The 25,023-nt window shown below is 62.8% G+C and carries 26 protein-coding genes and 1 tRNA gene; 26 read left to right on the plus strand and 1 reads right to left on the minus strand.

Annotated elements, in window-relative coordinates:
* The first annotated feature begins 69 nt into the window (after nucleotides 1-69).
* The 10 genes from ACIIOY_RS18025 (at nucleotide 70) to ACIIOY_RS18070 (ending at nucleotide 13,721) form a co-directional block, all read left to right on the plus strand.
* A tRNA-Trp gene (locus ACIIOY_RS18025) sits at nucleotides 70-145 on the plus strand.
* 193 nt (nucleotides 146-338) lie between these two features.
* Nucleotides 339-539 carry a preprotein translocase subunit SecE gene (gene secE, locus ACIIOY_RS18030; protein WP_411036063.1) on the plus strand — a complete coding sequence of 67 codons (201 nt, stop codon included), beginning with the start codon at nucleotides 339-341 and terminating at the stop codon, nucleotides 537-539.
* 16 nt (nucleotides 540-555) lie between these two features.
* Nucleotides 556-1,086, plus strand: coding sequence for a transcription termination/antitermination protein NusG (nusG, locus tag ACIIOY_RS18035; protein WP_411036064.1), 531 nt, complete (start codon nucleotides 556-558; stop codon nucleotides 1,084-1,086).
* Between the two features lie 204 nt (nucleotides 1,087-1,290).
* The gene (gene rplK / locus ACIIOY_RS18040; RefSeq protein ID WP_411036065.1) at nucleotides 1,291-1,722 is read left to right on the plus strand and encodes a 50S ribosomal protein L11; all 432 of its coding nucleotides are present in this window, start codon (nucleotides 1,291-1,293) and stop codon (nucleotides 1,720-1,722) included.
* 4 nt (nucleotides 1,723-1,726) lie between these two features.
* On the plus strand, nucleotides 1,727-2,425 hold the full coding sequence (gene rplA, locus ACIIOY_RS18045) for a 50S ribosomal protein L1 (protein WP_411036066.1): 699 nt from the start codon (nucleotides 1,727-1,729) through the stop codon (nucleotides 2,423-2,425).
* A 337-nt stretch (nucleotides 2,426-2,762) separates the two neighbouring features.
* Complete coding sequence (gene rplJ / locus ACIIOY_RS18050; protein WP_411036067.1) at nucleotides 2,763-3,281, plus strand: 50S ribosomal protein L10; 519 nt, start codon at nucleotides 2,763-2,765, stop codon at nucleotides 3,279-3,281.
* A 60-nt stretch (nucleotides 3,282-3,341) separates the two neighbouring features.
* The gene (rplL, locus tag ACIIOY_RS18055) at nucleotides 3,342-3,725 is read left to right on the plus strand and encodes a 50S ribosomal protein L7/L12 (RefSeq protein ID WP_411036068.1); all 384 of its coding nucleotides are present in this window, start codon (nucleotides 3,342-3,344) and stop codon (nucleotides 3,723-3,725) included.
* A 254-nt stretch (nucleotides 3,726-3,979) separates the two neighbouring features.
* Nucleotides 3,980-8,122 carry a DNA-directed RNA polymerase subunit beta gene (gene rpoB, locus ACIIOY_RS18060; RefSeq protein ID WP_411036069.1) on the plus strand — a complete coding sequence of 1,381 codons (4,143 nt, stop codon included), beginning with the start codon at nucleotides 3,980-3,982 and terminating at the stop codon, nucleotides 8,120-8,122.
* Nucleotides 8,123-8,303: 181 nt separating this feature from the next.
* Nucleotides 8,304-12,515, plus strand: coding sequence for a DNA-directed RNA polymerase subunit beta' (rpoC, locus tag ACIIOY_RS18065; protein WP_411036070.1), 4,212 nt, complete (start codon nucleotides 8,304-8,306; stop codon nucleotides 12,513-12,515).
* A gap of 156 nt (nucleotides 12,516-12,671) precedes the next feature.
* Nucleotides 12,672-13,721 carry a cytochrome-c peroxidase gene (locus ACIIOY_RS18070; protein ID WP_411036071.1) on the plus strand — a complete coding sequence of 350 codons (1,050 nt, stop codon included), beginning with the start codon at nucleotides 12,672-12,674 and terminating at the stop codon, nucleotides 13,719-13,721.
* A gap of 18 nt (nucleotides 13,722-13,739) precedes the next feature.
* Here ACIIOY_RS18070 and ACIIOY_RS18075 read toward each other — a convergent pair whose 3' ends face one another.
* Nucleotides 13,740-14,036, minus strand: a complete 297-nt coding sequence (locus ACIIOY_RS18075; RefSeq protein WP_411036072.1) for a transcriptional regulator — start codon at nucleotides 14,034-14,036, stop codon at nucleotides 13,740-13,742.
* 627 nt (nucleotides 14,037-14,663) lie between these two features.
* On the opposite strand from ACIIOY_RS18075, the gene rpsL reads away from it, so the two are divergent.
* From rpsL to rplN, 16 genes are all read left to right on the plus strand, one after another.
* A complete protein-coding gene (gene rpsL, locus ACIIOY_RS18080; protein ID WP_022719193.1) occupies nucleotides 14,664-15,035 on the plus strand; it encodes a 30S ribosomal protein S12 in 372 nt (123 codons plus the stop codon).
* Nucleotides 15,036-15,089: 54 nt separating this feature from the next.
* Nucleotides 15,090-15,560: a 30S ribosomal protein S7 gene (rpsG, locus tag ACIIOY_RS18085; protein ID WP_411036073.1), complete on the plus strand. Its 471-nt coding sequence runs from the start codon at nucleotides 15,090-15,092 to the stop codon at nucleotides 15,558-15,560.
* Between the two features lie 31 nt (nucleotides 15,561-15,591).
* Nucleotides 15,592-17,691 (plus strand): elongation factor G, encoded by a 2,100-nt coding sequence (fusA, locus tag ACIIOY_RS18090; protein WP_411036074.1) that lies wholly within the window; start codon nucleotides 15,592-15,594, stop codon nucleotides 17,689-17,691.
* A 65-nt stretch (nucleotides 17,692-17,756) separates the two neighbouring features.
* Nucleotides 17,757-18,932, plus strand: coding sequence for an elongation factor Tu (tuf, locus tag ACIIOY_RS18095; RefSeq protein ID WP_411036061.1), 1,176 nt, complete (start codon nucleotides 17,757-17,759; stop codon nucleotides 18,930-18,932).
* 188 nt (nucleotides 18,933-19,120) lie between these two features.
* A complete protein-coding gene (gene rpsJ / locus ACIIOY_RS18100; protein ID WP_003507767.1) occupies nucleotides 19,121-19,429 on the plus strand; it encodes a 30S ribosomal protein S10 in 309 nt (102 codons plus the stop codon).
* Nucleotides 19,430-19,589: 160 nt separating this feature from the next.
* Nucleotides 19,590-20,273 carry a 50S ribosomal protein L3 gene (rplC, locus tag ACIIOY_RS18105; protein ID WP_411036075.1) on the plus strand — a complete coding sequence of 228 codons (684 nt, stop codon included), beginning with the start codon at nucleotides 19,590-19,592 and terminating at the stop codon, nucleotides 20,271-20,273.
* A gap of 12 nt (nucleotides 20,274-20,285) precedes the next feature.
* Complete coding sequence (gene rplD / locus ACIIOY_RS18110) at nucleotides 20,286-20,906, plus strand: 50S ribosomal protein L4 (RefSeq protein ID WP_411036076.1); 621 nt, start codon at nucleotides 20,286-20,288, stop codon at nucleotides 20,904-20,906.
* Nucleotides 20,903-21,196 (plus strand): 50S ribosomal protein L23, encoded by a 294-nt coding sequence (locus tag ACIIOY_RS18115; RefSeq protein ID WP_411036077.1) that lies wholly within the window; start codon nucleotides 20,903-20,905, stop codon nucleotides 21,194-21,196. The genes rplD and ACIIOY_RS18115 overlap by 4 nt, the downstream gene beginning before the upstream one ends.
* Nucleotides 21,197-21,227: 31 nt before the next feature.
* A complete protein-coding gene (gene rplB / locus ACIIOY_RS18120) occupies nucleotides 21,228-22,064 on the plus strand; it encodes a 50S ribosomal protein L2 (protein ID WP_411036078.1) in 837 nt (278 codons plus the stop codon).
* A gap of 15 nt (nucleotides 22,065-22,079) precedes the next feature.
* On the plus strand, nucleotides 22,080-22,358 hold the full coding sequence (gene rpsS, locus ACIIOY_RS18125) for a 30S ribosomal protein S19 (protein WP_257315679.1): 279 nt from the start codon (nucleotides 22,080-22,082) through the stop codon (nucleotides 22,356-22,358).
* Nucleotides 22,359-22,360: 2 nt separating this feature from the next.
* A complete protein-coding gene (gene rplV, locus ACIIOY_RS18130; protein WP_411036079.1) occupies nucleotides 22,361-22,750 on the plus strand; it encodes a 50S ribosomal protein L22 in 390 nt (129 codons plus the stop codon).
* Nucleotides 22,750-23,481, plus strand: coding sequence for a 30S ribosomal protein S3 (gene rpsC / locus ACIIOY_RS18135; RefSeq protein WP_411036080.1), 732 nt, complete (start codon nucleotides 22,750-22,752; stop codon nucleotides 23,479-23,481). The genes rplV and rpsC overlap by 1 nt, the downstream gene beginning before the upstream one ends.
* 38 nt (nucleotides 23,482-23,519) lie before the next feature.
* Nucleotides 23,520-23,933: a 50S ribosomal protein L16 gene (gene rplP / locus ACIIOY_RS18140; protein WP_411036081.1), complete on the plus strand. Its 414-nt coding sequence runs from the start codon at nucleotides 23,520-23,522 to the stop codon at nucleotides 23,931-23,933.
* Between the two features lie 13 nt (nucleotides 23,934-23,946).
* Complete coding sequence (gene rpmC, locus ACIIOY_RS18145; protein ID WP_203422962.1) at nucleotides 23,947-24,147, plus strand: 50S ribosomal protein L29; 201 nt, start codon at nucleotides 23,947-23,949, stop codon at nucleotides 24,145-24,147.
* Nucleotides 24,148-24,159: 12 nt separating this feature from the next.
* The gene (rpsQ, locus tag ACIIOY_RS18150; RefSeq protein ID WP_257315682.1) at nucleotides 24,160-24,396 is read left to right on the plus strand and encodes a 30S ribosomal protein S17; all 237 of its coding nucleotides are present in this window, start codon (nucleotides 24,160-24,162) and stop codon (nucleotides 24,394-24,396) included.
* 250 nt (nucleotides 24,397-24,646) lie between these two features.
* Nucleotides 24,647-25,015: a 50S ribosomal protein L14 gene (gene rplN, locus ACIIOY_RS18155; protein ID WP_018328276.1), complete on the plus strand. Its 369-nt coding sequence runs from the start codon at nucleotides 24,647-24,649 to the stop codon at nucleotides 25,013-25,015.
* Nucleotides 25,016-25,023: the final 8 nt, after the last annotated feature.

Here is a 25,023-nt window from a genome sequence, read left to right on the forward strand (position 1 = left end):
TCCGCGCGCCGTAAAGACGCCATGCCTTGCCGGCGAGAGGCGTTCCGCCCGGAAACGGCAGGCGAGCATAGGGGTATAGCTCAGTTGGTAGAGCGGCGGTCTCCAAAACCGCAGGTCGGGGGTTCGAGCCCCTCTGCCCCTGCCATTCCAGCCGGACAGCGCGGACCACTTGCAGCGACGGCAGCGGATGGCATGGCGGCGTGCGTCCGCCTAAATTCGCGAAAAGCTTGGGTTGCCTCTTGTGAAAAAGGGAATCGGGCTTTATGTAGGGCAAAACAGACACGCGGTGCGTGGGGCTGAGAGTTCAGCTTTACGCGCCGTAATGGCGTGGACATTCAATGGCATCGAAAACGAATCCGATTGCGTTTCTGCAGCAGGTACGCTCCGAGACGGCGAAAGTGACTTGGCCTTCGCGGCGCGAGACGATGATCTCGACCGTCATGGTGTTCATCATGGTCTTCCTTGCCGCGGTGTTCTTCTTCGCTGCGGACCAGCTGCTGGCCTGGCTGATCGGCCTCATCCTCAGCGCAAGCGCTTGATCGGTCGGAGATGAACATGGCTTCCCGTTGGTACATCGTCCACGCCTATTCGAATTTCGAGAAGAAGGTCGCCGAGGACATCGAGAACAAGGCCCGCCAGAAGGGTCTTGAGCATCTCTTTGAGAAGATTCTCGTGCCGACCGAGAAGGTTGTCGAGGTGCGTCGCGGCCGCAAGGTCGATTCCGAGCGCAAGTTCTTCCCCGGCTACGTGCTGGTGCGGGCGAACCTGACGGACGAGGCGTACCACCTCATCAAGAACACGCCGAAGGTCACGGGTTTCCTCGGTTCCGACAACAAGCCGGTCCCGATCCCGGACAGCGAGGCGGAGCGGATTCTCTCGCAGGTCCAGGACGGCGTCGACCGTCCGAAGCCCTCGGTCTCCTTCGAGATCGGCGAGCAGGTTCGCGTTTCCGACGGCCCGTTCGCTTCGTTCAACGGCATCGTCCAGGACGTGGACGAGGAGCGTTCGCGCCTCAAGGTGGAAGTGTCGATCTTCGGTCGCGCCACCCCGGTCGAGCTGGAATACGCCCAGGTCGAGAAAATCTGATTTCGGCGGCGGCCTTCGGGCGCCGCTCATCGAAGTCCAATCTTCATGCGAGGGTTGGTGGCGGAAGTTTCCGCCGATCGCGTGGAAGGGAAGGCGGCCTTCTAAGCCGGGCCGCCCGGAACCGTACCACGCAACCGCAGCCGCCGGTCTTCGGGCCGGCATCACGGGCCGGGCGACCGGCCGCATTCTGAAAGGCAGAGAGAAATGGCTAAGAAAGTTGCAGGCCAGCTCAAGCTGCAGGTAAAGGCCGGCTCGGCAAATCCGTCGCCGCCGATTGGTCCTGCGCTCGGTCAGCGTGGCATTAACATCATGGAATTCTGCAAGTCGTTCAACGCGGCGACGCAGGAAATGGAAAAGGGTATGCCGATCCCGGTCGTCATCACCTACTACCAGGACAAGTCCTTCACCTTCGTGATGAAGCAGCCGCCGGTGACCTACTTCCTCAAGAAGGAAGCCAAGATCAACTCCGGTTCGAAGACCCCCGGCAAGGGCGCGTCCGTCGGCAAGCTCACCAAGGCCCAGATCAAGTCGATCGCCGAAGCCAAGATGAAGGATCTCAACGCCGCCGATATCGAAGGCGCAATGGCGATGGTCGAGGGCTCCGCCCGCGCCATGGGCCTGGAAGTGGTAGGTTAAGACCATGGCCAAGATCGCAAAGCGTATCCAGAAGATCCGTGAGGGCATCGACCCGGTAAAGCTGTATGGCCTTTCCGACGCGATTTCGCTCGTCAAGGAACGTGCAACGGCCAAGTTCGACGAGACCGTCGAAGTCGCCATGAACCTCGGCGTCGACCCGCGCCACGCCGACCAGATGGTCCGCGGCGTCGTCAACCTGCCGAACGGCACGGGCCGCGACGTTCGCGTCGCCGTCTTCGCCCGCGGCGCCAAGGCCGACGAAGCCAAGGCTGCCGGCGCGGATGTCGTCGGCGCGGAAGACCTCGTCGAGATCGTCCAGGGCGGCAAGATCGACTTCGACCGCTGCATCGCGACCCCGGACATGATGCCGCTCGTCGGTCGTCTCGGTAAGGTCCTCGGCCCGCGCGGCATGATGCCGAACCCGAAGGTCGGCACCGTGACCATGGACGTCGCCTCGGCCGTCAAGGCCTCCAAGGGCGGCGCCGTCGAGTTCCGCGTCGAGAAGGCCGGCATCATTCACGCCGGCGTCGGCAAGGCCTCCTTCGACGCCAAGGCGCTGGAAGAGAACATCAAGGCATTCGCCGACGCCGTCATCAAGGCGAAGCCGGCCGGCGCCAAGGGCAACTACGTCAAGCGCGTTGCCATCTCGTCCACGATGGGCCCGGGCGTGAAGGTCGATCCGTCGACCCTCAGCGTCGCTTAAGTTTCGGGTCCGGCCCCGGCCGGACCAGACAAGAATTCCCGGCCTCGTCTGGCCGGGAATTTCCGGGGCAACCCGGAACTCCTGTCCGAGATTGCAGGTGGTTATGCCTTAATCACTTTGCCTGCATGAGACGGGTGAGACCTGGATTTCATCAGCGTCGGATGACGCGGAATTCGGTTCGAACCTACCTTGCCTGTGCCGCGGCTCACGGAGCCGAGCGCGGGGGGACAGGATCCTCGAGCGTCGCTCGGGATCCCTTCAAACGGATCCCTGGCGGCAAAGGCAAACCCGGCAGGCCCCGCGAGAAGTCAAGGGTCCTGTCAACTGGAGATAGGCAGTGGAAAGAGCGGAAAAACGCGAATTCGTCACGGAGCTGAACGAAGTCTTCAAGGCTTCCGGTTCGGTTGTCGTGGCGCGCTACGCCGGCATCACCGTTGCACAGATGAACGATCTTCGTACGAAGATGCGTGCAGCGGGCGGTACCGTCAAGGTCGCGAAGAACCGCCTGGCCAAGATTGCCCTTCAGGGTACGGAGTCCGAAGGGATCACCGATCTCTTCCAGGGTCAGACGCTGATTGCATACAGCAATGATCCGATCACGGCTCCGAAGGTTGCCATGGATTTCGCCAAGACCAACGACAAGCTCGTTGTCCTCGGCGGCGCCATGGGCTCGACCACGCTCGACGCCGAAGGTGTCAAGTCGCTTGCGACTCTGCCCTCGCTCGACGAGCTTCGCGCAAAGCTCCTGGGCCTCATCGCGGCCCCGGCAACGCGCGTCGCCACGGTCACGGCCGCACCGGCAAGCCAGCTTGCCCGCGTGTTTGCAGCCTACGCCAAGAAGGACGAAGCCGCTTGAGGCGGTTTTTCGCTGTAAATCAAACACACCAGTTCGAACCGAATAAAAGGAACTATCAAAATGGCTGATCTCGCAAAGATCGTTGAAGAACTCTCCTCGCTGACCGTCCTGGAAGCCGCTGAGCTTTCCAAGCTTCTGGAAGAGAAGTGGGGCGTTTCGGCTGCAGCTCCCGTGGCTGTCGCTGCTGCCGGCGGCGCTGCCGGCGGTGCTGCTGCTGCCGCTGAAGAAGAAAAGACCGAGTTCGACGTCGTCCTGACGGACGCCGGCGCCAACAAGATCAACGTCATCAAGGAAGTCCGCGCCATCACCGGCCTCGGCCTCAAGGAAGCCAAGGACCTGGTCGAAGGCGCTCCGAAGCCGGTCAAGGAAGGCGTTTCCAAGGCTGAAGCCGCCGACCTCAAGAAGAAGCTTGAGGATGCCGGCGCCAAGGTCGACGTCAAGTAATACCGGAATGCGGTGGGAGAGGGTTTCGACCCTCTCCCATTGACGATTCCTCCGAACGGATTACCCAAAAGCCGCGAAAACCGGCTTTTGGGTAATGGGTTCTTCAAGAGGATGGTCTTCCTCCGAGCGATTGGGCAATCCGGTCCGTGGCTTGGGCGGCGAGACGAGTTTGAACCAACCCATGATAGACGGGATCGACTGGCCAGCGAACCCCGTCCGTTGCAGGCCCGGATGCTTAATTTGAAGGAGCGACGATGGCTCAGACCCTTTCGTTTAACGGTCGTAGGCGCGTACGCAAGTTTTTTGGAAAAATCCCTGAAGTCGCTGAAATGCCGAACCTCATCGAGGTTCAGAAGGCGTCTTACGATCAATTCCTGATGGTCGAGGAGCCCGCCGGCGGTCGCCCGGACGAGGGCCTTCAGGCCGTTTTCAAGTCGGTTTTCCCGATCACGGACTTCTCCGGCGCTTCCATGCTCGAATTCGTCTCCTACGAGTTCGAACAGCCGAAGTTCGACGTCGAGGAATGCCGCCAGCGTGACCTGACCTATGCGGCGCCGCTCAAGGTGACGCTGCGCCTCATCGTGTTCGATATCGACGAGGACACCGGCGCTAAATCGATCAAGGACATCAAGGAACAGAACGTCTACATGGGCGACATGCCGCTCATGACGGACAACGGCACCTTCATCGTCAACGGCACCGAGCGCGTCATCGTCTCCCAGATGCACCGTTCGCCGGGCGTGTTCTTCGACCACGACAAGGGCAAGAGCCACTCTTCCGGCAAGCTGCTCTTCGCCGCCCGCGTCATCCCGTACCGCGGTTCCTGGCTCGACATCGAGTTCGACGCCAAGGACATCGTGCATGCGCGCATCGACCGCCGCCGCAAGATCCCCGTCACCTCGCTGCTCATGGCCCTCGGCATGGACGGCGAAGACATCCTGTCGACCTTCTACACGAAGTCGCTCTACCAGCGCGACGGCGAAGGCTGGCGCATTCCCTTCAATCCCGACGCGCTGAAGGGCCAGAAGGCCGTTGCGGATATGATCGATGCCGACACGGGCGAGGTCGTTGTCGAGATCGGCAAGAAGCTGACGCCGCGCCTCTTGAAGCAGCTCGCCGAGAAGGGCCTCAAGGCCCTCAAGGCGACCGACGAGGACCTTTACGGCAACTACCTCGCCGAAGATGTCGTCAACTACGAGACGGGTGAGATCTACCTCGAAGCCGGCGACGAAATCGACGAGAAGACGCTGCCGGTCATCCTGTCGGCGGGCTTCGACGAGATCCCGGTCCTCGACATCGACCACATCAATGTCGGCGCCTACATCCGCAACACGCTTGCCGCGGACAAGAACGAGAACCGCCAGGACGCTCTGTTCGACATCTACCGCGTCATGCGTCCGGGCGAGCCGCCGACGATGGAATCGGCCGAAGCCATGTTCAACACGCTGTTCTTCGATCCGGAGCGCTACGACCTCTCCGCCGTCGGCCGCGTGAAGATGAACATGCGCCTCGACCTCGACGTCGCCGACACGGTCCGCATCCTGCGCAAGGAAGACATCCTGGCGGTCGTCAAGATGCTGGTCGAGCTGCGCGACGGCAAGGGCGAGATCGACGACATCGACAACCTCGGCAACCGCCGCGTCCGCTCGGTCGGCGAGCTGATGGAGAACCAGTACCGCCTCGGCCTCCTGCGCATGGAGCGCGCGATCAAGGAACGCATGTCCTCGATCGAGATCGACACGGTCATGCCGCAGGACCTGATCAACGCCAAGCCGGCGGCTGCCGCCGTTCGCGAGTTCTTCGGTTCCTCGCAGCTCTCCCAGTTCATGGACCAGGTGAACCCGCTTTCGGAAATCACCCACAAGCGCCGTCTTTCGGCCCTTGGCCCGGGCGGTCTCACCCGCGAGCGCGCCGGCTTCGAAGTCCGCGACGTTCACCCGACCCACTACGGCCGAATCTGCCCGATCGAGACGCCGGAAGGCCCGAACATCGGCCTGATCAACTCGCTCGCCACCTTCGCCCGCGTCAACAAGTACGGCTTCATCGAAAGCCCGTACCGCAAGATCGTCGACGGCAAGGTCACGACCGAGGTGGTCTACCTCTCGGCCATGGAGGAGGCGAAGTACTACGTCGCCCAGGCGAACTCGGAGCTCACCCCGGACGGCGCGTTCGTGGAAGAGTTCGTCGTCTGCCGTCATTCGGGCGAAGTGATGCTCGCGCCGCGCGACATGGTCAACCTGATGGACGTTTCGCCGAAGCAGCTCGTTTCGGTCGCGGCCGCGCTCATCCCGTTCCTGGAGAACGACGACGCGAACCGCGCGCTCATGGGCTCGAACATGCAGCGTCAGGCCGTGCCGCTTCTGCGTGCCGAGGCGCCGTTCGTCGGCACCGGCATGGAGCCGGTCGTCGCCCGTGACTCGGGCGCCGCCATCGCGGCCCGCCGCGGCGGCGTCGTCGACCAGGTCGACGCGACCCGTATCGTCATCCGCGCCACCGAAGACCTCGACCCGTCGAAGTCGGGCGTCGACATCTACCGCCTGCAGAAGTTCCAGAGGTCCAACCAGAACACCTGCGTCAACCAGCGCCCGCTGGTCTCCGTCGGCGACGTTCTGAACAAGGGCGACATCATCGCGGACGGTCCGTCGACCGACCTCGGCGACCTCGCGCTCGGCCGCAACGCGCTCGTCGCGTTCATGCCGTGGAACGGCTACAACTACGAGGACTCGATCCTGCTGTCCGAGCGCATCGTGCGCGATGACGTCTTCACCTCGATCCACATCGAGGAATTCGAGGTCATGGCCCGCGACACCAAGCTCGGCCCGGAGGAAATCACGCGCGACATCCCGAACGTCTCGGAAGAAGCGCTGAAGAACCTCGATGAGGCCGGCATCGTCTACATCGGTGCGGAAGTCCAGCCGGGCGACATCCTCGTCGGCAAGATCACGCCGAAGGGCGAGAGCCCGATGACGCCGGAGGAAAAGCTCCTGCGCGCCATCTTCGGCGAAAAGGCCTCCGACGTGCGCGACACCTCCATGCGCATGCCGCCGGGCACCTTCGGCACGGTCGTCGAGGTTCGCGTCTTCAACCGCCACGGCGTGGAGAAGGACGAACGCGCGATGGCGATCGAGCGCGAGGAGATCGAGCGTCTGGCGAAGGACCGTGACGACGAGCAGGCGATCCTCGACCGTAACGTCTACGGCCGTCTGATCGACATGCTGCGCGGCCACGTCGCCGTTGCCGGCCCGAAGGGCTTCAAGAAGGGCACGGAACTGACGAACGCCGTCATCTCCGAATATCCCCGCTCGCAATGGTGGATGTTCGCCGTCGAGGACGAGAAGGTCCAGGGCGAGATCGAGGCGCTCCGCGGCCAGTACGACGAGTCCAAGTCGCGCCTTGAGCAGCGCTTCATGGACAAGGTCGAGAAGGTCCAGCGCGGCGACGAGATGCCTCCGGGCGTCATGAAGATGGTCAAGGTCTTCGTCGCCGTGAAGCGCAAGATCCAGCCGGGCGACAAGATGGCCGGCCGTCACGGCAACAAGGGTGTCGTTTCGCGCATCGTTCCGATCGAGGACATGCCGTTCCTCGAAGACGGCACGCATGTCGACGTCGTTCTGAACCCGCTCGGCGTGCCTTCGCGCATGAACGTCGGCCAGATCCTCGAGACGCACCTCGGCTGGGCTTGCGCCGGCATGGGCAAGCAGATCGGCGAGATGCTGGACGCCTACAAGGCGGGCGGCGACATCAAGCCGCTGCGCGACACGATCGACAGCGTCATGGGCACCGGCCCGAAGGGCGAGCCGATCAAGGACTACGACGATGACTCCATCGTCCGCCTTGCCGAGCAGACCCGCCGCGGCGTCTCGATCGCGACACCCGTCTTCGACGGTGCCGTCGAGAAGGACGTCAACGAGATGCTCGAAAAGGCCGGTCTCAAGATCACCGGCCAGTCGACGCTCTACGACGGCCGTACCGGCGACCAGTTCGACCGCCAGGTGACCGTCGGATACATCTACATGCTGAAGCTGAACCACCTCGTGGACGACAAGATCCACGCCCGTTCGATCGGCCCGTACTCGCTCGTCACCCAGCAGCCGCTGGGCGGCAAGGCGCAGTTCGGCGGCCAGCGCTTCGGGGAAATGGAGGTCTGGGCGCTCGAGGCCTACGGCGCCGCCTATACGCTGCAGGAAATGCTGACCGTGAAGTCGGACGACGTCGCGGGCCGCACCAAGGTGTACGAGGCGATCGTCCGCGGCGATGACACGTTCGAGGCAGGCATTCCGGAGAGCTTCAACGTTCTCGTCAAGGAAATGCGCTCGCTCGGCCTGTCCGTCGAACTCGAGAACTCGAAGGTCGACCCGGCCGTGGAAGCCGGCCAGCTTCCGGACGCTGCGGAGTAATCCTGATCGGGTGCGCGCCGGAAAAGGCGCGCACCGTTTCCGCCTCGCCTTTGCGGGCGAGGGCGGAAATTCGGCCGCTCCGAAGAGCGGCATTATCTGTTTGAAGCAGCGGTTCGGCACCCGGGTATCGCCGCAATCGCTTGCTAAGCTGAGGGCTTAGGGCCCACGAAGGAGATTAGGCATGAACCAAGAGGTCATGAATCTTTTCAATCCGCAGGTGCCTGCGCAGACGTTCGATTCCATCCGGATCTCGATCGCTTCCCCTGAGAAGATTCTCTCCTGGTCGTACGGTGAGATCAAGAAGCCGGAAACGATCAACTACCGCACATTCAAGCCGGAACGTGACGGTCTGTTCTGCGCGCGCATTTTCGGGCCGATCAAGGACTACGAGTGCCTGTGCGGCAAGTACAAGCGCATGAAGTACAAGGGCATCATCTGCGAGAAGTGCGGCGTCGAAGTCACGCTGTCGCGCGTTCGCCGCGAGCGCATGGGCCATATCGAGCTCGCTGCGCCCGTCGCCCATATCTGGTTCCTGAAGTCGCTGCCCTCGCGCATCGCCACGCTGCTCGACATGACGCTGAAGGATGTCGAGCGGGTTCTCTATTTCGAGAACTACATCGTGACCGAGCCGGGCCTGACCGCGCTCAAGGAAAACCAGCTTCTGACCGAAGAAGAGTACATGATCGCCGTCGACGAGTACGGCGAGGACCAGTTCACGGCGATGATCGGCGCCGAGGCCATCTATGAGATGCTCGCCTCGATGAACCTCGAAAAGATCGCCGGCGACCTGCGTTCGGATCTCGCCGACACCACGTCGGATCTGAAGCAGAAGAAGCTGATGAAGCGGCTGAAGATCGTCGAGAACTTCATGGAATCCGGCAACCGTCCGGAATGGATGATCATGAAGGTCGTTCCGGTGATCCCGCCGGACCTGCGCCCGCTCGTGCCGCTGGACGGCGGCCGTTTCGCGACGTCGGACCTCAACGATCTCTACCGCCGCGTCATCAACCGCAACAACCGTCTGAAGCGGCTGATCGAGCTGCGCGCGCCGGGCATCATCATCCGCAACGAGAAGCGCATGCTTCAGGAATCGGTTGACGCCCTGTTCGACAACGGCCGCCGCGGCCGCGTCATCACCGGCGCCAACAAGCGTCCGCTGAAGTCGCTCAGCGACATGCTCAAGGGCAAGCAGGGCCGCTTCCGCCAGAACCTGCTCGGCAAGCGCGTCGACTATTCCGGCCGCTCGGTCATCGTGACGGGTCCGGAACTCAAGCTGCACCAGTGCGGCCTGCCGAAGAAGATGGCGCTCGAGCTGTTCAAGCCGTTCATCTACGCCCGCCTCGACGCGAAGGGCTTCTCCTCGACCGTCAAACAGGCCAAGAAGCTGGTCGAGAAGGAAAAGCCGGAAGTCTGGGACATCCTCGACGAGGTCATCCGCGAGCATCCGGTGCTCCTCAACCGTGCGCCGACGCTGCACCGCCTGGGCATCCAGGCCTTCGAACCGACCCTGGTCGAAGGCAAGGCGATCCAGCTGCACCCGCTCGTCTGCACGGCCTTCAACGCCGACTTCGACGGCGACCAGATGGCCGTCCACGTCCCGCTCTCGCTGGAAGCCCAGCTTGAAGCGCGCGTGCTCATGATGTCGACGAACAACATCCTGCACCCGGCGAACGGCGCACCGATCATCGTTCCCTCGCAGGACATGGTCCTCGGCCTCTACTACCTGTCGATCATGAACCAGAACGAGCCGGGCGAGGGCATGGCCTTCTCCGACATGGGCGAACTGCACCATGCGCTCGAGAACAAGGTCGTCACGCTGCACTCGAAGATCAAGGGCCGCTACAAGTCGGTCGACGCCGAAGGCAAGCCCTACAGCAAGATCTACGAGACGACGCCCGGCCGCATGATCATCGGCGAGCTGCTGCCGAAGAACGGCAACATCCCGTTCGACATCTGCAACCAGGAAATGACCAAGAAGAACATCTCCAAGATGATCGACACGGTCTACCGCCACTGCGGCCAGAAGGACACGGTCATCTTCTGCGACCGCATCATGCAGCTCGGCTTCGCCCATGCCTGCAGGGCGGGCATCTCCTTCGGCAAGGACGACATGGTCATTCCGGACACCAAGGCGAAGATCGTCGGTGACACCGAGAACCTGGTCAAGGAATACGAGCAGCAGTACAACGACGGCCTGATCACCCAGGGCGAGAAGTACAACAAGGTCGTCGACGCCTGGGGCAAGGCCACCGAGAAGGTCGCGGAAGAGATGATGGCGCGCATCAAGGCCGTCGAATTCGACCCCGAGACCGGCCGCCAGAAGCCGATGAACTCGATCTACATGATGAGCCACTCCGGCGCCCGCGGTTCTCCGAACCAGATGCGCCAGCTCGGCGGCATGCGCGGCCTCATGGCCAAGCCCTCGGGCGAGATCATCGAGACGCCGATCATCTCGAACTTCAAGGAAGGCCTGACCGTGAACGAGTACTTCAACTCGACGCACGGCGCCCGCAAGGGCCTGGCGGACACCGCCTTGAAGACCGCGAACTCCGGCTACCTGACCCGCCGTCTCGTCGACGTCGCGCAGGACTGCATCGTCACGCACACCGATTGCGGCACCGACAAGGGCCTCACGATGACGGCGATCGTCGATGCCGGCCAGGTCGTGGCCTCGCTCGGACAGCGCATCCTCGGCCGCACCGCCCTCGACGACATCCTGCATCCGGTCACGGGCGAGCTCATCGTCTCCGGCGGCAAGATGATCGAGGAGGCGCACGTCGCCGAGATCGAGAAGGCCGGCATCCAGTCCGTCCGCATCCGCTCGGCGCTGACCTGCGAGATCCAGACGGGCGTCTGCGGCGTCTGCTACGGCCGCGACCTTGCACGCGGCACGCCGGTCAACATCGGCGAGGCTGTCGGCGTCATCGCCGCGCAGTCGATCGGCGAGCCGGGCACCCAGCTCACCATGCGTACCTTCCACCTGGGCGGCACGGCGACCGTGGTCGACCAGTCGTTCCTGGAAGCCTCGTATGAAGGCACGGTGCAGATCAAGAACCGCAACATGCTGCGCAACTCCGACGGCAACCTCGTCGCGATGGGCCGCAACATGGCGATCCAGATCCTGGACGAGCGCGGCGTGGAACGCTCCTCGCAGCGCGTGGCCTACGGTTCGAAGATCTTCGTGGACGACGGCGACAAGGTGAAGCGCGGCCAGCGCCTCGCCGAGTGGGACCCCTACACCCGTCCGATGATGACGGAAGTGGAAGGCATCGTTCACTTCGAGGACGTCGTCGACGGTATCTCGGTTCTGGAATCGACGGACGAGTCCACCGGCATCACCAAGCGTTCGGTCATCGACTGGCGCTCGACGCCGCGCGGGACCGACCTCAAGCCGGCGATCGTCATCAAGGACAAGAACGGCGCCGTCGCCAAGCTGTCCCGCGGCGGCGAGGCCCGCTTCATGCTCTCGGTCGACGCGATCCTCTCCGTCGAGCCGGGCCAGAAGGTCTCCCAGGGTGACGTTCTTGCCCGCTCGCCGCTGGAAAGCGCCAAGACCAAGGACATCACCGGCGGTCTGCCGCGTGTTGCCGAGCTGTTCGAGGCCCGTCGTCCGAAGGACCACGCCATCATCGCCGAGATCGATGGCACCGTCCGCTTCGGCCGCGACTACAAGAACAAGCGTCGCGTGACGATCGAGCCGGCGGAAGACGGTGTCGAGCCGGTCGAGTACCTGATCCCGAAGGGCAAGCCCTTCCACCTTCAGGACGGCGACTACATCGAAAAGGGCGACTACATCCTCGACGGCAACCCCGCGCCGCACGACATCCTGGCGATCAAGGGCGTGGAAGCGCTGGCTTCCTACCTCGTCAACGAGATCCAGGAAGTCTACCGGCTCCAGGGCGTCGTGATCAACGACAAGCACATCGAGGTGATCGTCCGCCAGATGCTGCAGAAGGTCGAGATCACCGATGCCGGCGATTCCAGCTACATCGTGGGCGACAACGTCGACCGCATCGAGCTGGAGGACGTCAACGACGCGCTGATCGAGGAAGGCAAGAAGCCGGCTTACGGCGAGCCCGTCCTCCTCGGCATCACCAAGGCGTCGCTGCAGACCCCGTCGTTCATCTCGGCCGCTTCGTTCCAGGAGACCACCAAGGTTCTCACGGAAGCCGCGATCGCCGGCAAGACCGACGGCCTGCAGGGCCTCAAGGAGAACGTCATCGTCGGCCGCCTCATCCCGGCGGGCACCGGTGGCACGATGACCCAGATCCGCCGCATCGCGACGGCCCGCGACGAGATGATTCTCGACGAGCGCCGCAAGTCGACCGGCGCGGGCGTTGCAACCCCCATGCTGGCGGATCTCGCCGGCGGCGAGGGCGCGGCAGCGGAATAAACGCCGCATATCTCTTGACGATTGAGAAGCCGCCCGAAATTTTCGGGCGGCTTTTTGCTTATGCGCAAGGCCGGGGCAGGGCCGTTTGATCTGGCGCAAACAACCAGATTGGAGCGGTTCTAAAGTCCGTTCGTATCCCAACGAATGGAGGCAGCCATGAAATTCCTGCTTGCGACCGTCGCCGCGTCGGTCCTTGCGACTGTGGCCTTCGCCGCCGATCCGGTTCCGGCCGATCTGCGTGCGACGGCGCTCGACATCTTCAAGCCGTTACCCTCGACCTATCCGGCGGTCAGCGACAACCCCATCACGAAGGAGAAGATCGAGCTCGGCAAGGCGCTGTTCTTCGATCCGCGGCTCTCGGCCTCGGGGGTCTTCTCGTGCAACTCCTGTCACAACCTGGCGACGGGCGGCGACGACAACCTGGAAACCTCGATCGGCCACGGCTGGCAGAAGGGACCGCGCAACTCGCCGACCGCGCTCAACGCCGTGTTCAACGAGGCGCAGTTCTGGGACGGCCGGGCCGAGGACCTGAAGGCGCAGGCGAAAGGCCCGATCCAGGCCGGCGTCGAGATGGCCAACACGCCGACCCAGGTCGTCGCCACGCTGAAGTCGATGCCGAAATATGTCGAATGGTTCAAGGCTGCCTTCCCCGGCGAGGCCGATCCCGTGACCTTCGACAACATGGCGAAGGCGATCGAGGCCTTCGAGGCGACGCTGATCACGCCGGCCGCCTTCGACGCCTTCCTCAATGGCGACGACAACGCCATGTCGACGGAGCAGCAGCAGGGTCTTGCGCTGTTCATCGACAAGGGCTGCGCCTCCTGCCACAGCGGCATCAACGTCGGCGGCAACGGCTACTATCCGTTCGGCCTGATCGAGAAGCCGGGCGCGGAAGTGCTGCCGGAGAACGACAAGGGCCGCTTCGCGGTGACGGCGACCGCCGACGATTCCTACGTCTTCCGCGCGGCGCCGCTGCGCAACGTCACGCTGACGGCGCCGTACTTCCATTCGGGCAAGGTGTGGAACTTGAGGCAGGCCGTCGCCATCATGGGCACCTCGCAGCTCGGCGAGGACCTGTCGGACGAGGATGTCGACCGGATCGTCGCCTTCCTCGGCTCGCTGGAAGGCCGCCTGCCGGAGGTCGTCTATCCGGTGCTGCCGGCAGAAACGGACGATACGCCCCTGCCGAGCGGCGAGATCAAGTAGGAAACGAGGTGGCGGTCGTCACGCGAAGCGGATGATCGCCACTTCCCCTTCGAGCGCGCCCTGATAGGCGGAGGCGTGCGGCTCGTCTTCCGGCGGTCCGGTCAGCGTGCCGATCTGGTCGAGGTCCGCTTCGAGGAAACCTTCTTCGGAAAGCGCGTTCAGCGCTTCCCGCACGGCGCTGTCGTCGTCCGGCGCGCGCAGCATCACGTGGATGTCGATGCCCTCTTCCCCCTCGCGCTCATAGGCCTTGCCGATGATGATGAAGACCATCGGCTCGTCGAGCGTATAGTTGTCGTTGTCGGCGCTGGACGCCATGGCGCGCTCCTTTCGGGATCGAGTGATGCTCGTTCTATAAAGGGTAGGGCGGCCGGCCCCAAATGCAAAATCGCGGCAGGCCGCCAAAAGGCGCGGGCCGGGGAATCGGTGGACGTATCCGCTGCGTCCGGTTGATTCCGTCTTCATGCTTCCTTAATGTTCTGCGGCGATGGCTGTGTGCCTCGAAAGTGCCCCGCACGGGCAGGGGAGACCGCTGGAGGCCTTGCTTTTCAGGCAGGTCGGCCATTCCCGTACCGGATTCTTTCGCGCCGCCCCTTGACCTTTCGCCCTTTAGTCAGTAGACCGCACGCCATCAGAGCCTATGTGAGGCTGGCTGGTTCGGAACGACTCGTTCTGGAGTTCGCCTCAAACAGGGCTCGACGCACGTTGAGAACATGAATGCTGCACGCATGACGCGGTGATATCGCGTCCTCTGCCTATAGAGGTCATCCGCGGCAAGCGGATCGGCCTTTTATTGCGCATGAAGAAGCGTGTGGCCATGAGCATTTTGCAGGCAAGCGGAACGCTTGGCGTCGTACAAATGCGGCAACCGAATATGTTGGGGCGGCGCGCCGCTCCAAAAACGCCCGCAAGGGTAACAGGACTAGATTTGCAAGGGATGGTTCTATGCCTACCGTAAACCAGTTGATCCGCAAGCCGCGCCAGGCGTCGGTAAAGCGCAACAAGGTTCCTGCCCTGCAGGAAAACCCCCAGAAGCGCGGCGTCTGCACCCGCGTCTACACGACGACCCCGAAGAAGCCGAACTCGGCTCTGCGTAAGGTCGCCAAGATCCGCCTGACCAATGGCTTCGAAGTCATCGGCTACATCCCGGGCGAAGGCCACAACCTGCAGGAACACTCCGTCGTCATGATCCGTGGCGGCCGCGTGAAGGACCTTCCGGGCGTGCGCTACCACATCATCCGCGGCGTTCTCGACACCCAGGGCGTCAAGAACCGCAAGCAGCGCCGCTCCAAGTACGGCGCGAAGCGTCCGAAATAATACAGTAACCGGCGCCATTTCGCTGGTCGGAACCTTTGAAGAAAGACGAAAAGTATGTCCCGTCGCCATAGAGCAGAAAAGCGCGAGATCAATCCGGACCCGAAGTTCGGCGACCTCGTGGTCACCAAGTTCATGAACGCCATCATGCTGGACGGCAAGAAGTCCGTCGCCGAAACGATCGTTTACGGCGCCTTCGATGCGGTTCAGGGCAAGTCCAAGCAGGACCCGCTCTCGGTGTTCCATTCGGCTCTCGACAACGTGGCGCCGCACGTCGAAGTGCGTTCGCGTCGCGTCGGCGGTGCGACCTACCAGGTTCCGGTCGACGTCCGTCCGGAGCGCCGTCAGGCTCTGGCCATCCGCTGGCTGATCGCAGCTGCCCGCAAGCGTAACGAAACGACCATGGTCGAGCGCCTTTCCGGCGAACTCATGGACGCGGCGAACAATCGCGGCAGCGCCGTCAAGAAGCGCGAAGACACGCACAAGATGGCCGACGCCAACCGCGCCTTCTCGCACTACCGCTGGTAACCGAAACTAGACGTCTCGAAAGGAGTCCCAGATGGCTCGCGAATACAAAATCGAAGACTACCGAAATTTCGGTATCATGGCGCACATCGACGCCGGCAAGACCACCACGACCGAGCGTATCCTCTACTACACCGGCAAGTCCCACAAGATCGGCGAAGTCCATGACGGCGCCGCCACGATGGACTGGATGGAGCAGGAGCAGGAGCGCGGCATCACCATCACGTCCGCCGCCACCACGACCTTCTGGAAGGGCCGTGACGGCAAGACGCGCCGCTTCAACATCATCGACACCCCCGGCCACGTCGACTTCACCATCGAAGTCGAGCGCAGCCTGCGCGTTCTCGACGGCGCCATCGCGCTGCTCGACGCGAATGCCGGTGTCGAGCCGCAGACGGAAACCGTCTGGCGCCAGGCCGACAAGTACAACGTTCCGCGCATGATCTTCTGCAACAAGATGGACAAGACCGGCGCGGACTTCTACCGCTCCGTCGAGATGATCAAGACCCGTCTCGGCGCGACCCCGGTCGTCATGCAGCTGCCGATCGGCGCCGAAAGCGACTTCAAGGGCGTTGTCGACCTGATCGAGATGAACGCCCTCGTCTGGCGCGACGAATCGCTCGGCGCCCAGTGGGACGTCGTCGAGATCCCGGCCGACCTCAAGGACAAGGCCGAGGAATATCGCGAGAAGCTCATCGAGACCGTCGTCGAGATCGACGAGGCTGCGATGGAAGCCTATCTCGAAGGCAACTATCCGGACAACGACCAGATCCGCGCGCTCGTGCGCCGCGGCACGATCGACGTGAAGTTCTTCCCGATGTTCTGCGGCACCGCCTTCAAGAACAAGGGCGTGCAGCCGCTGCTCGACGCCGTCGTCGACTACCTGCCGTCCCCGGCGGACATCCCGGCGATCAAGGGCATCGACGTCAAGACGGAAGCCGAGATCGAGCGTCACGCCGACGACAGCGAGCCGCTGTCCATGCTCGCCTTCAAGATCATGAACGACCCCTTCGTCGGTTCGCTCACCTTCGCCCGCATCTATTCCGGCAAGCTCGAGAAGGGCACGTCGGTCATGAACACGGTCAAGGACAAGCGCGAGCGCGTCGGCCGCATGCTGCAGATGCACTCCAACTCCCGTGAGGACATCGAGGAAGCCTTCGCAGGCGACATCGTCGCTCTCGCCGGCCTCAAGGACACGACCACGGGCGACACGCTCTGCGACCCGCTGAAGCCGGTCATCCTCGAGCGCATGGAGTTCCCCGAGCCGGTCATCCAGATCGCCATCGAGCCGAAGACGAAGAACGACCAGGAGAAGATGGGCCTCGCGCTCAACCGCCTGGCTGCCGAAGACCCGTCCTTCCGCGTCAAGACCGACGAGGAATCCGGCCAGACGATCATCGCGGGCATGGGTGAACTTCACCTCGACATCATCGTCGACCGCATGCGTCGCGAGTTCAAGGTCGAAGCCAATGTCGGCGCCCCGCAGGTCGCCTACCGCGAGACGATCACCCGCAGGACCGAGGAAGACTACACGCACAAGAAGCAGACCGGTGGTACCGGCCAGTTCGCCCGCGTCAAGCTCGTCTTCGAACCGAACCCGGACGGCGAGGATTTCGTCTTCGAATCCAAGATCGTCGGCGGTGCCGTTCCGAAGGAATACATCCCGGGCGTCCAGAAGGGTATCGAAAGCGTCCTGTCCTCGGGCCCGCTCGCAGGCTTCCCGATGCTCGGCGTCAAGGCGACGCTCATCGACGGCGCCTTCCACGACGTGGACTCCTCGGTCCTCGCCTTCGAAATCGCATCGCGTGCCTGCTTCCGTGAAGCCGCCAAGAAGGCCGGCGCACAGCTGCTGGAGCCGATGATGAAGGTCGAGGTCGTGACGCCGGAAGACTATGTCGGCGACGTCATCGGCGACCTCAACTCCCGCCGTGGCCAGATCCAGGGCCAGGAATCGCGCGGCGTCGCCGTCGTGATCTCCGCCAACGTGCCGCTGGCCAACATGTTCAAGTACGTGGACAACCTGCGCTCCATGTCGCAGGGCCGCGCCCAGTACTCGATGGTCTTCGACCATTACGCGCCGGTTCCGTCGAACGTCGCGCAGGAAATCCAGGCAAAGTACTCCGGTCAGAAGTGACCGGGGTATCCCCCAGAGAGTTTGAATGAATTTCCCTTCGAGGGATCAGGAACGGAGAGCCGGAAATGGCAAAAGGTAAGTTTGAGCGCACGAAGCCTCACGTGAATATCGGCACGATCGGTCACGTTGACCATGGCAAGACGTCGCTGACTGCGGCGATCACGAAGTATTTCGGGGAGTTCAAGGCGTACGACCAGATCGACGCAGCGCCTGAGGAGAAGGCGCGCGGGATCACGATCTCGACGGCGCACGTGGAGTACGAGACGGCGAACCGCCACTATGCGCATGTCGACTGCCCCGGCCACGCCGACTACGTGAAGAACATGATCACGGGCGCTGCGCAGATGGACGGCGCGATCCTGGTCGTTTCGGCCGCCGACGGCCCGATGCCGCAGACGCGCGAGCACATCCTGCTTGCCCGCCAGGTCGGCGTTCCGGCGATCGTGGTGTTCCTGAACAAGGTCGACCAGGTTGACGACGCCGAGCTTCTCGAGCTGGTGGAGCTTGAAGTGCGCGAGCTTCTGTCGTCCTACGACTTCCCGGGCGACGACATTCCGATCGTCAAGGGCTCGGCCCTGGCGGCTCTGGAGGATTCGGACAAGAAGATCGGCGAGGACGCGATCCGCGAGCTGATGGCGCAGGTCGATGCGTACATCCCGACGCCGGAGCGTCCGATCGACCAGCCGTTCCTGATGCCGATCGAGGACGTGTTCTCGATCTCGGGCCGCGGCACGGTCGTGACGGGCCGCGTCGAGCGCGGCGTCGTCAAGGTCGGTGAGGAAATCGAGATCGTCGGCATCCGCCCGACGACGAAGACGACCTGCACGGGCGTTGAGATGTTCCGCAAGCTTCTGGACCAGGGCCAGGCGGGCGACAACATCGGCGCGCTGCTGCGCGGGGTGAACCGTGACGGCGTTGAGCGCGGGCAGATCCTGTGCAAGCCGGGTTCGGTCAAGCCGCACAAGAAGTTCAAGGCGGAAGCCTACATCCTGACGAAGGAAGAGGGCGGCCGTCACACGCCGTTCTTCACGAACTACCGTCCGCAGTTCTACTTCCGCACGACGGACGTGACGGGGATCGTGACGCTTCCGGAAGGCACGGAGATGGTGATGCCGGGCGACAACGTGACGGTGGACGTGGAGCTGATCGTTCCGATCGCGATGGAAGAGAAGCTGCGCTTCGCCATCCGCGAAGGCGGCCGCACCGTCGGCGCAGGCATCGTCGCCTCCATCGTCGAGTAAGGCGCAAGGCCCAAGGCCGCTGAAATAGGAAGGGCAGGATCCGATCCTGCCCTCCGGTCTTTGAAAATCAAGCGGACTGGCCTTTCGGCAATTGTGTTTTCGTGTGCGTTCCGATATGGGAACCGCCAGAATCAAAAAGCGCGTATTCCCAGGAGAATCGCGCGGATAACGAACTAAGGACAAGTCGTATGAACGGCCAGAACATCCGCATCCGCCTCAAGGCGTTTGACCACCGGATCCTTGACGCCTCCACGCGCGAAATCGTGTCGACGGCAAAGCGTACCGGCGCAAGCGTCCGCGGCCCCGTTCCGCTCCCGACCCGTATTGAGAAGTTCACGGTCAACCGCTCGCCCCACGTCGACAAGAAGAGCCGTGAACAGTTCGAGATGCGCACCCACAAGCGCCTGCTCGACATCGTAGATCCGACCCCGCAGACCGTCGATGCCCTCATGAAGCTCGACCTTGCGGCCGGTGTAGACGTAGAGATCAAACTCTAAGTCCGGCGTAAGCCGAAATAACAAGGAAGGTACGTGGCATTAGGCCGACGTCTTCTGAAAACGGGAAACCCGACGGCCTTCGAGCCCGAGTGGAATCCTTAAACCAAGAGGCATGACGGGACGCCACGCGGCCCGCCAGGACTTCTAAGAGGATTGAACCATGCGTTCAGGTGTGATTGCACAGAAAGTAGGGATGACTCGCGTCTACAACGACGCAGGTGAGCACATCCCCGTAACAGTATTGCGACTGGACAACGTCCAGGTCGTTGCCCAGCGTACGCAGGAGAAGAACGGCTACACCGCCGTCCAGCTCGGCGCCGGCACCTCCAAGGTGAAGAACACGGCAAAGGCGCTGCGCGGCCAGTTCGCCGCCGCAAGCGTCGAGCCGAAGGCGAAGCTCGTCGAGTTCCGCGTTTCGGAAGACAACCTCATCGACATCGGCGCGGAACTGACCGCCGCCCATTTCGTCGCAGGCCAGCTCGTCGACGTTACCGGCACCACGATCGGTAAGGGTTTTGCCGGTGCCATGAAGCGCCACAACTTCGGCGGCCTTCGTGCAACGCACGGCGTTTCCGTATCGCACCGCTCGCACGGTTCGACGGGTAACAACCAGGACCCGGGCAAGGTCTGGAAGGGCAAGCGCATGGCCGGCCACATGGGCCAGACGCGCGTAACCACCCAGAACCTCGAAGTCGTCTCCACCGACGAAGAGCGCGGTCTCATCCTCGTCAAGGGCGCCGTCCCGGGTTCCAAGGGTTCCTGGATCGTCGTCCGCGACGCCGTCAAGTCCGGCACCCCGTCCGACGCGCCGCGTCCGGCCGCCGTGCGCGCCGCAGCCAAGTAAGGGAGCCTGATCATGGATCTCAAAGTCACGACCCTCGAGGGGAAGGACGCCGGCAAGGTCTCCCTCTCCGACGCGATCTTCGGCCTCGAGCCGCGCGAAGACATCATTGCCCGCGTCGTCCGCTGGCAGCTCGCCAAGAAGCAGCAGGGCACGCATCAGTCGCTGACCCGCGGTGAGGTTTCCCGCACCGGCGCCAAGATGTACAAGCAGAAGGGTACGGGCCGCGCCCGTCACCATTCGGCGCGCGCTCCGCAGTTCCGCGGCGGTGCCAAGGCGCACGGCCCGGTTTCCCGCAGCCACGCTCACGACCTGCCCAAGCAGGTCCGCGCCCTCGGCCTGCGCCATGCCCTCTCGGCCAAGATCAAGGCTGACGAAGTCATCATCGTCGACGACCTCGTCGCCAAGGAAGCAAAGACCAAGGCTCTGGCCGGCGCGTTCGCCTCGCTCGGCCTCACCAACGCGCTCTTCATCGGCGGCGCAGAGCTTGACGGCAACTTCAAGCTCGCGGCGCGCAACATCCCGAACGTGGATGTTCTGCCGATCCAGGGCATCAATGTTTACGACATCCTGCGCCGCGGCAAGCTCGTGCTCTCCAAGGCTGCTGTAGAAGCCCTCGAGGAGCGGTTCAAATGACGGATCTTCGCCACTACGATGTGATCGTCTCGCCGGCGATCACCGAAAAGTCGACGCTGGTATCCGAAAACAACCAGATCGTCTTCAACGTCGCCAAGCGCGCTTCCAAGCCTGAGATCAAGGCTGCGGTGGAAGCCCTCTTCGGCGTCAAGGTCACGGCTGTGAACACGCTCGTCCGCAAGGGCAAGATCAAGCGTTTCCGCGGCTTTTCCGGCCGGCAGGGAGATGTCAAGAAGGCTATCGTCACGCTCGCTGACGGCCAGTCCATCGACGTCTCCACCGGGCTCTGATCGGGCAGTCGGCTAAAAGGGAAACAAGAAAATGGCATTGAAAAGCTTCAATCCGACCACCCCGAGCCAGCGCCAGCTGGTCATCGTCGACCGGTCGGGCCTTTACAAGGGCAAGCCCGTAAAGGCTCTGACCCAGGGCCTGTCGTCCAAGGGCGGCCGCAACAACCTGGGCCGCATCACCGTGCGCTTCCAGGGCGGCGGTCACAAGCGCACCTACCGTCTCGTCGACTTCAAGCGTCGCAAGTTCGACGTCGAGGGCACGGTCGAGCGCCTGGAATACGACCCGAACCGCACCGCGTTCATCGCGCTGGTGAGCTATGCCGACGGCGAGCAGGCCTACATCCTGGCGCCGCAGCGCCTGGCGGCGGGCGACAAGGTCATCGCCTCCGACAAGGCCGTCGACGTCAAGCCCGGCAACACCATGCCGCTGCAGTACATCCCGGTCGGCTCGATCGTCCACAACGTCGAGATGAAGCCGGGCAAGGGCGGCCAGATCGCCCGTTCCGCCGGCACCTTCGTCCAGCTGGTCGGCCGCGACCAGGGCATGGCGATCCTTCGCCTGAACTCCGGCGAGCAGCGCCTGGTTCACGCGTCGTGCCTTGCAACGGTCGGCGCCGTCTCGAACCCGGACCACGGCAACATCAACGACGGCAAGGCCGGTCGTTCGCGCTGGCGCGGCAAGCGTCCGCACGTTCGCGGCGTCGTCATGAACCCGGTCGACCACCCGCACGGCGGTGGTGAAGGCCGCACTTCCGGCGGTCGTCACCCGGTTACCCCGTGGGGCAAGCCGACCAAGGGCAAGCGCACCCGTTCGAACAAGTCCACGGACAAGTTCATCATGCGCTCGCGCCATCAGCGTAAGAAATAAGAGAGGTAGTCAGGAATGGCTCGTTCAGTATGGAAAGGCCCGTTTGTTGACGGCTATCTTCTCAAGAAGGCTGAGAAGGTTCGTGAAGGCGGTCGCAACGAGGTTATCAAGATCTGGAGCCGCCGCTCCACGATCCTGCCGCAGTTCGTAGGTCTCACCTTCGGCGTCTACAACGGCAGCAAGCACATCCCGGTGGCCGTCAACGAAGACATGGTCGGCCACAAGTTTGGTGAGTTCGCTCCCACCCGGACCTACTACGGTCACGGTGCGGACAAGAAGGCGAAGAGGAAGTAACGATGGGCAAGGCTAAAGCCGAACGTCGGCTGAAGGATAACGAGGCGCAGGCTGTTGCGCGCACGATCCGCGTCAGCCCCCAGAAGCTCAACCTGCTTGCTGCGCTCATCCGCGGCAAGAAGGTCGACCGCGCTCTCGCCGATCTTGAATTCTCGCGCAAGCGTAGCGCCGAGACCGTCAAGAAGACGCTTGAGTCCGCGATCGCCAACGCAGAAAACAACCACGACCTCGACGTCGATAGTCTAATCGTCGCCGAGGCCTATGTCGGCAAGTCGATCGTCATGAAGCGTTTCCACGCTCGTGGCCGCGGCCGCGCATCGCGGATCGAGAAGCCTTTCTCGCATCTGACGATCGTCGTCCGTGAAGTCGAAGCCAAAGGGGAGGCCGCATAATGGGCCAGAAGATTAATCCGATCGGTTTCCGCCTCGGCATCAACCGTACCTGGGACAGCCGCTGGTTCGCCGACAATGCCGAATACGGCCAGCTGCTCCACGAAGACCTGAAGATCCGCAAGTTCGTTCAGGACGAATTGAAGCAGGCCGGTATCTCGAAGGTCGTCATCGAGCGCCCGCACAAGAAGTGCCGCGTCACGATCCACTCGGCTCGCCCGGGTCTGATCATCGGCAAGAAGGGTGCGGACATCGAGAAGCTCCGCAAGAAGCTCTCCGAGATGACGAACTCCGAAACGCACCTCAACATCGTCGAGGTGCGCAAGCCGGAAGTCGACGCGACGCTCGTCGCCCAGTCGATCGCCCAGCAGCTCGAACGCCGCGTGGCCTTCCGCCGTGCGATGAAGCGCGCTGTCCAGTCGGCCATGCGTCTTGGTGCCGAAGGCATCAAGATCACCTGCGCCGGCCGTCTCGGCGGCGCGGAAATCGCCCGTACCGAATGGTACCGCGAAGGCCGCGTTCCGCTCCATACGCTGCGTGCGGACATCGACTACGGTACGGCTGAAGCCGAGACCGCATTCGGCATCTGCGGCATCAAGGTCTGGATCTTCAAGGGCGAAATCCTTGAGCACGATCCGATGGCCTCCGAGCGTCGCGCCAGCGAAAGTGACAACCAGGGCGCCGGCAGCCGTGATCGCGACCGCGATCGTGACCGTCGTCGCGAAAACGCGTAACAGTCGCGTTTGGCAGCCAATATCGGAGAAGTAAAAAAATGTTGCAGCCAAAGCGTACCAAGTACCGCAAGCAGTTCAAGGGCCGCATCAAGGGCGTCGCCAAGGGCGGCTCCGAGCTCGCCTTCGGCGAGTTCGGCCTGAAGGCTCAGGAACCGAACCGCGTCAACGCGCGTGAGATCGAAGCGGCCCGCCGTGCGATCACCCGCTACATGAAGCGTGCCGGTCGCGTATGGATCCGCGTGTTCCCGGACACGCCGGTCACCGCAAAGCCCACCGAAGTCCGCATGGGTAAGGGCAAGGGCTCCGTCGAATACTGGGCATGCAAGGTCAAGCCCGGCCGTATGATGTTCGAGATCGACGGCGTTTCCGAGGAAATCGCGCGTGAAGCGCTTCGCCTCGGCTCGGCCAAGCTCTCGGTCAAGACGCGCTTCGTACAGCGCATTGCAGAGTAAGGAGCGAGTAGCGATGAAAGCCGCAGACGTCCGGGCGCTCAGCGCCGACCAGCTCAACGAGGAGCTTGCCAAGCTGAAGAAGGAGCAGTTCAACCTGCGCTTCCAGAAGGCGACCGGCCAGCTCGAGAAGACCTCGCGCATCAACGAAGTCCGCAAGGACATCGCGCGCGTCAAGACCATCGCCCGCCAGAAGGCGGCAGAAGCCAAGGCTTAAAGGAAGAACAAGATGCCGAAACGCATTCTGCAGGGCACCGTAGTCAGCGACAAGAACGACAAGACCGTTGTCGTCCGCGTCGAGCGCCGTTTTGCGCACCCGCTGCTTCAGAAGACCGTTCGCCGGTCCAAGAAGTACAAGGCGCATGACGAAAACAACCAGTACAAGGTCGGCGACGTCGTTTCCATCCAGGAATGCGCCCCGATCTCCAAGGACAAGCGCTGGACCGTCGTATCGGCCCACGCTTAAAAACATCGGATTTGGCGCCGGGCCCTTGCGTCTGGCGCGAAAACCTGTATGAAGCAGCGCAAGGACGCTCGGAATCGCGAGCGTTCTTTTGCTTTGAGCGCAGGGAAGGTCCGTCGGCTCGCCGAAGGGAAACCGCCTTGGCAACACACCATCCCGCGCGAAAACATGAATTTCCATAAGCTGGAACAGGGGGCCCCTCCTTAATCAAGAGAGGCCCAACCGGTCCGGTAAAACAAGAAGGCGACCTGACATGATTCAGATGCAGACTAACCTCGACGTCGCGGATAATTCCGGCGCACGTCGTGTCATGTGCATCAAGGTGCTGGGCGGCTCCAAGCGCAAGTACGCTTCGGTCGGCGATATTATCGTCGTCTCGATCAAGGAAGCGATTCCGCGTGGCCGCGTGAAGAAGGGTGACGTGATGAAGGCGGTCGTCGTTCGTACCGCCAAGGACATCCGCCGCCCCGATGGCAGCGTCATCCGTTTCGACAACAACGCAGCCGTCCTGATCGACAACAAGAAAGAGCCCATCGGCACCCGTATCTTCGGACCGGTTCCGCGCGAACTGCGCGCAAAGAACCACATGAAGATCATCTCGCTGGCTCCGGAAGTACTCTAAGGAGCGAT

Source organism: Shinella agrisoli (assembly GCF_046557955.1).
In the GTDB taxonomy this organism is placed as follows: domain Bacteria; phylum Pseudomonadota; class Alphaproteobacteria; order Rhizobiales; family Rhizobiaceae; genus Shinella.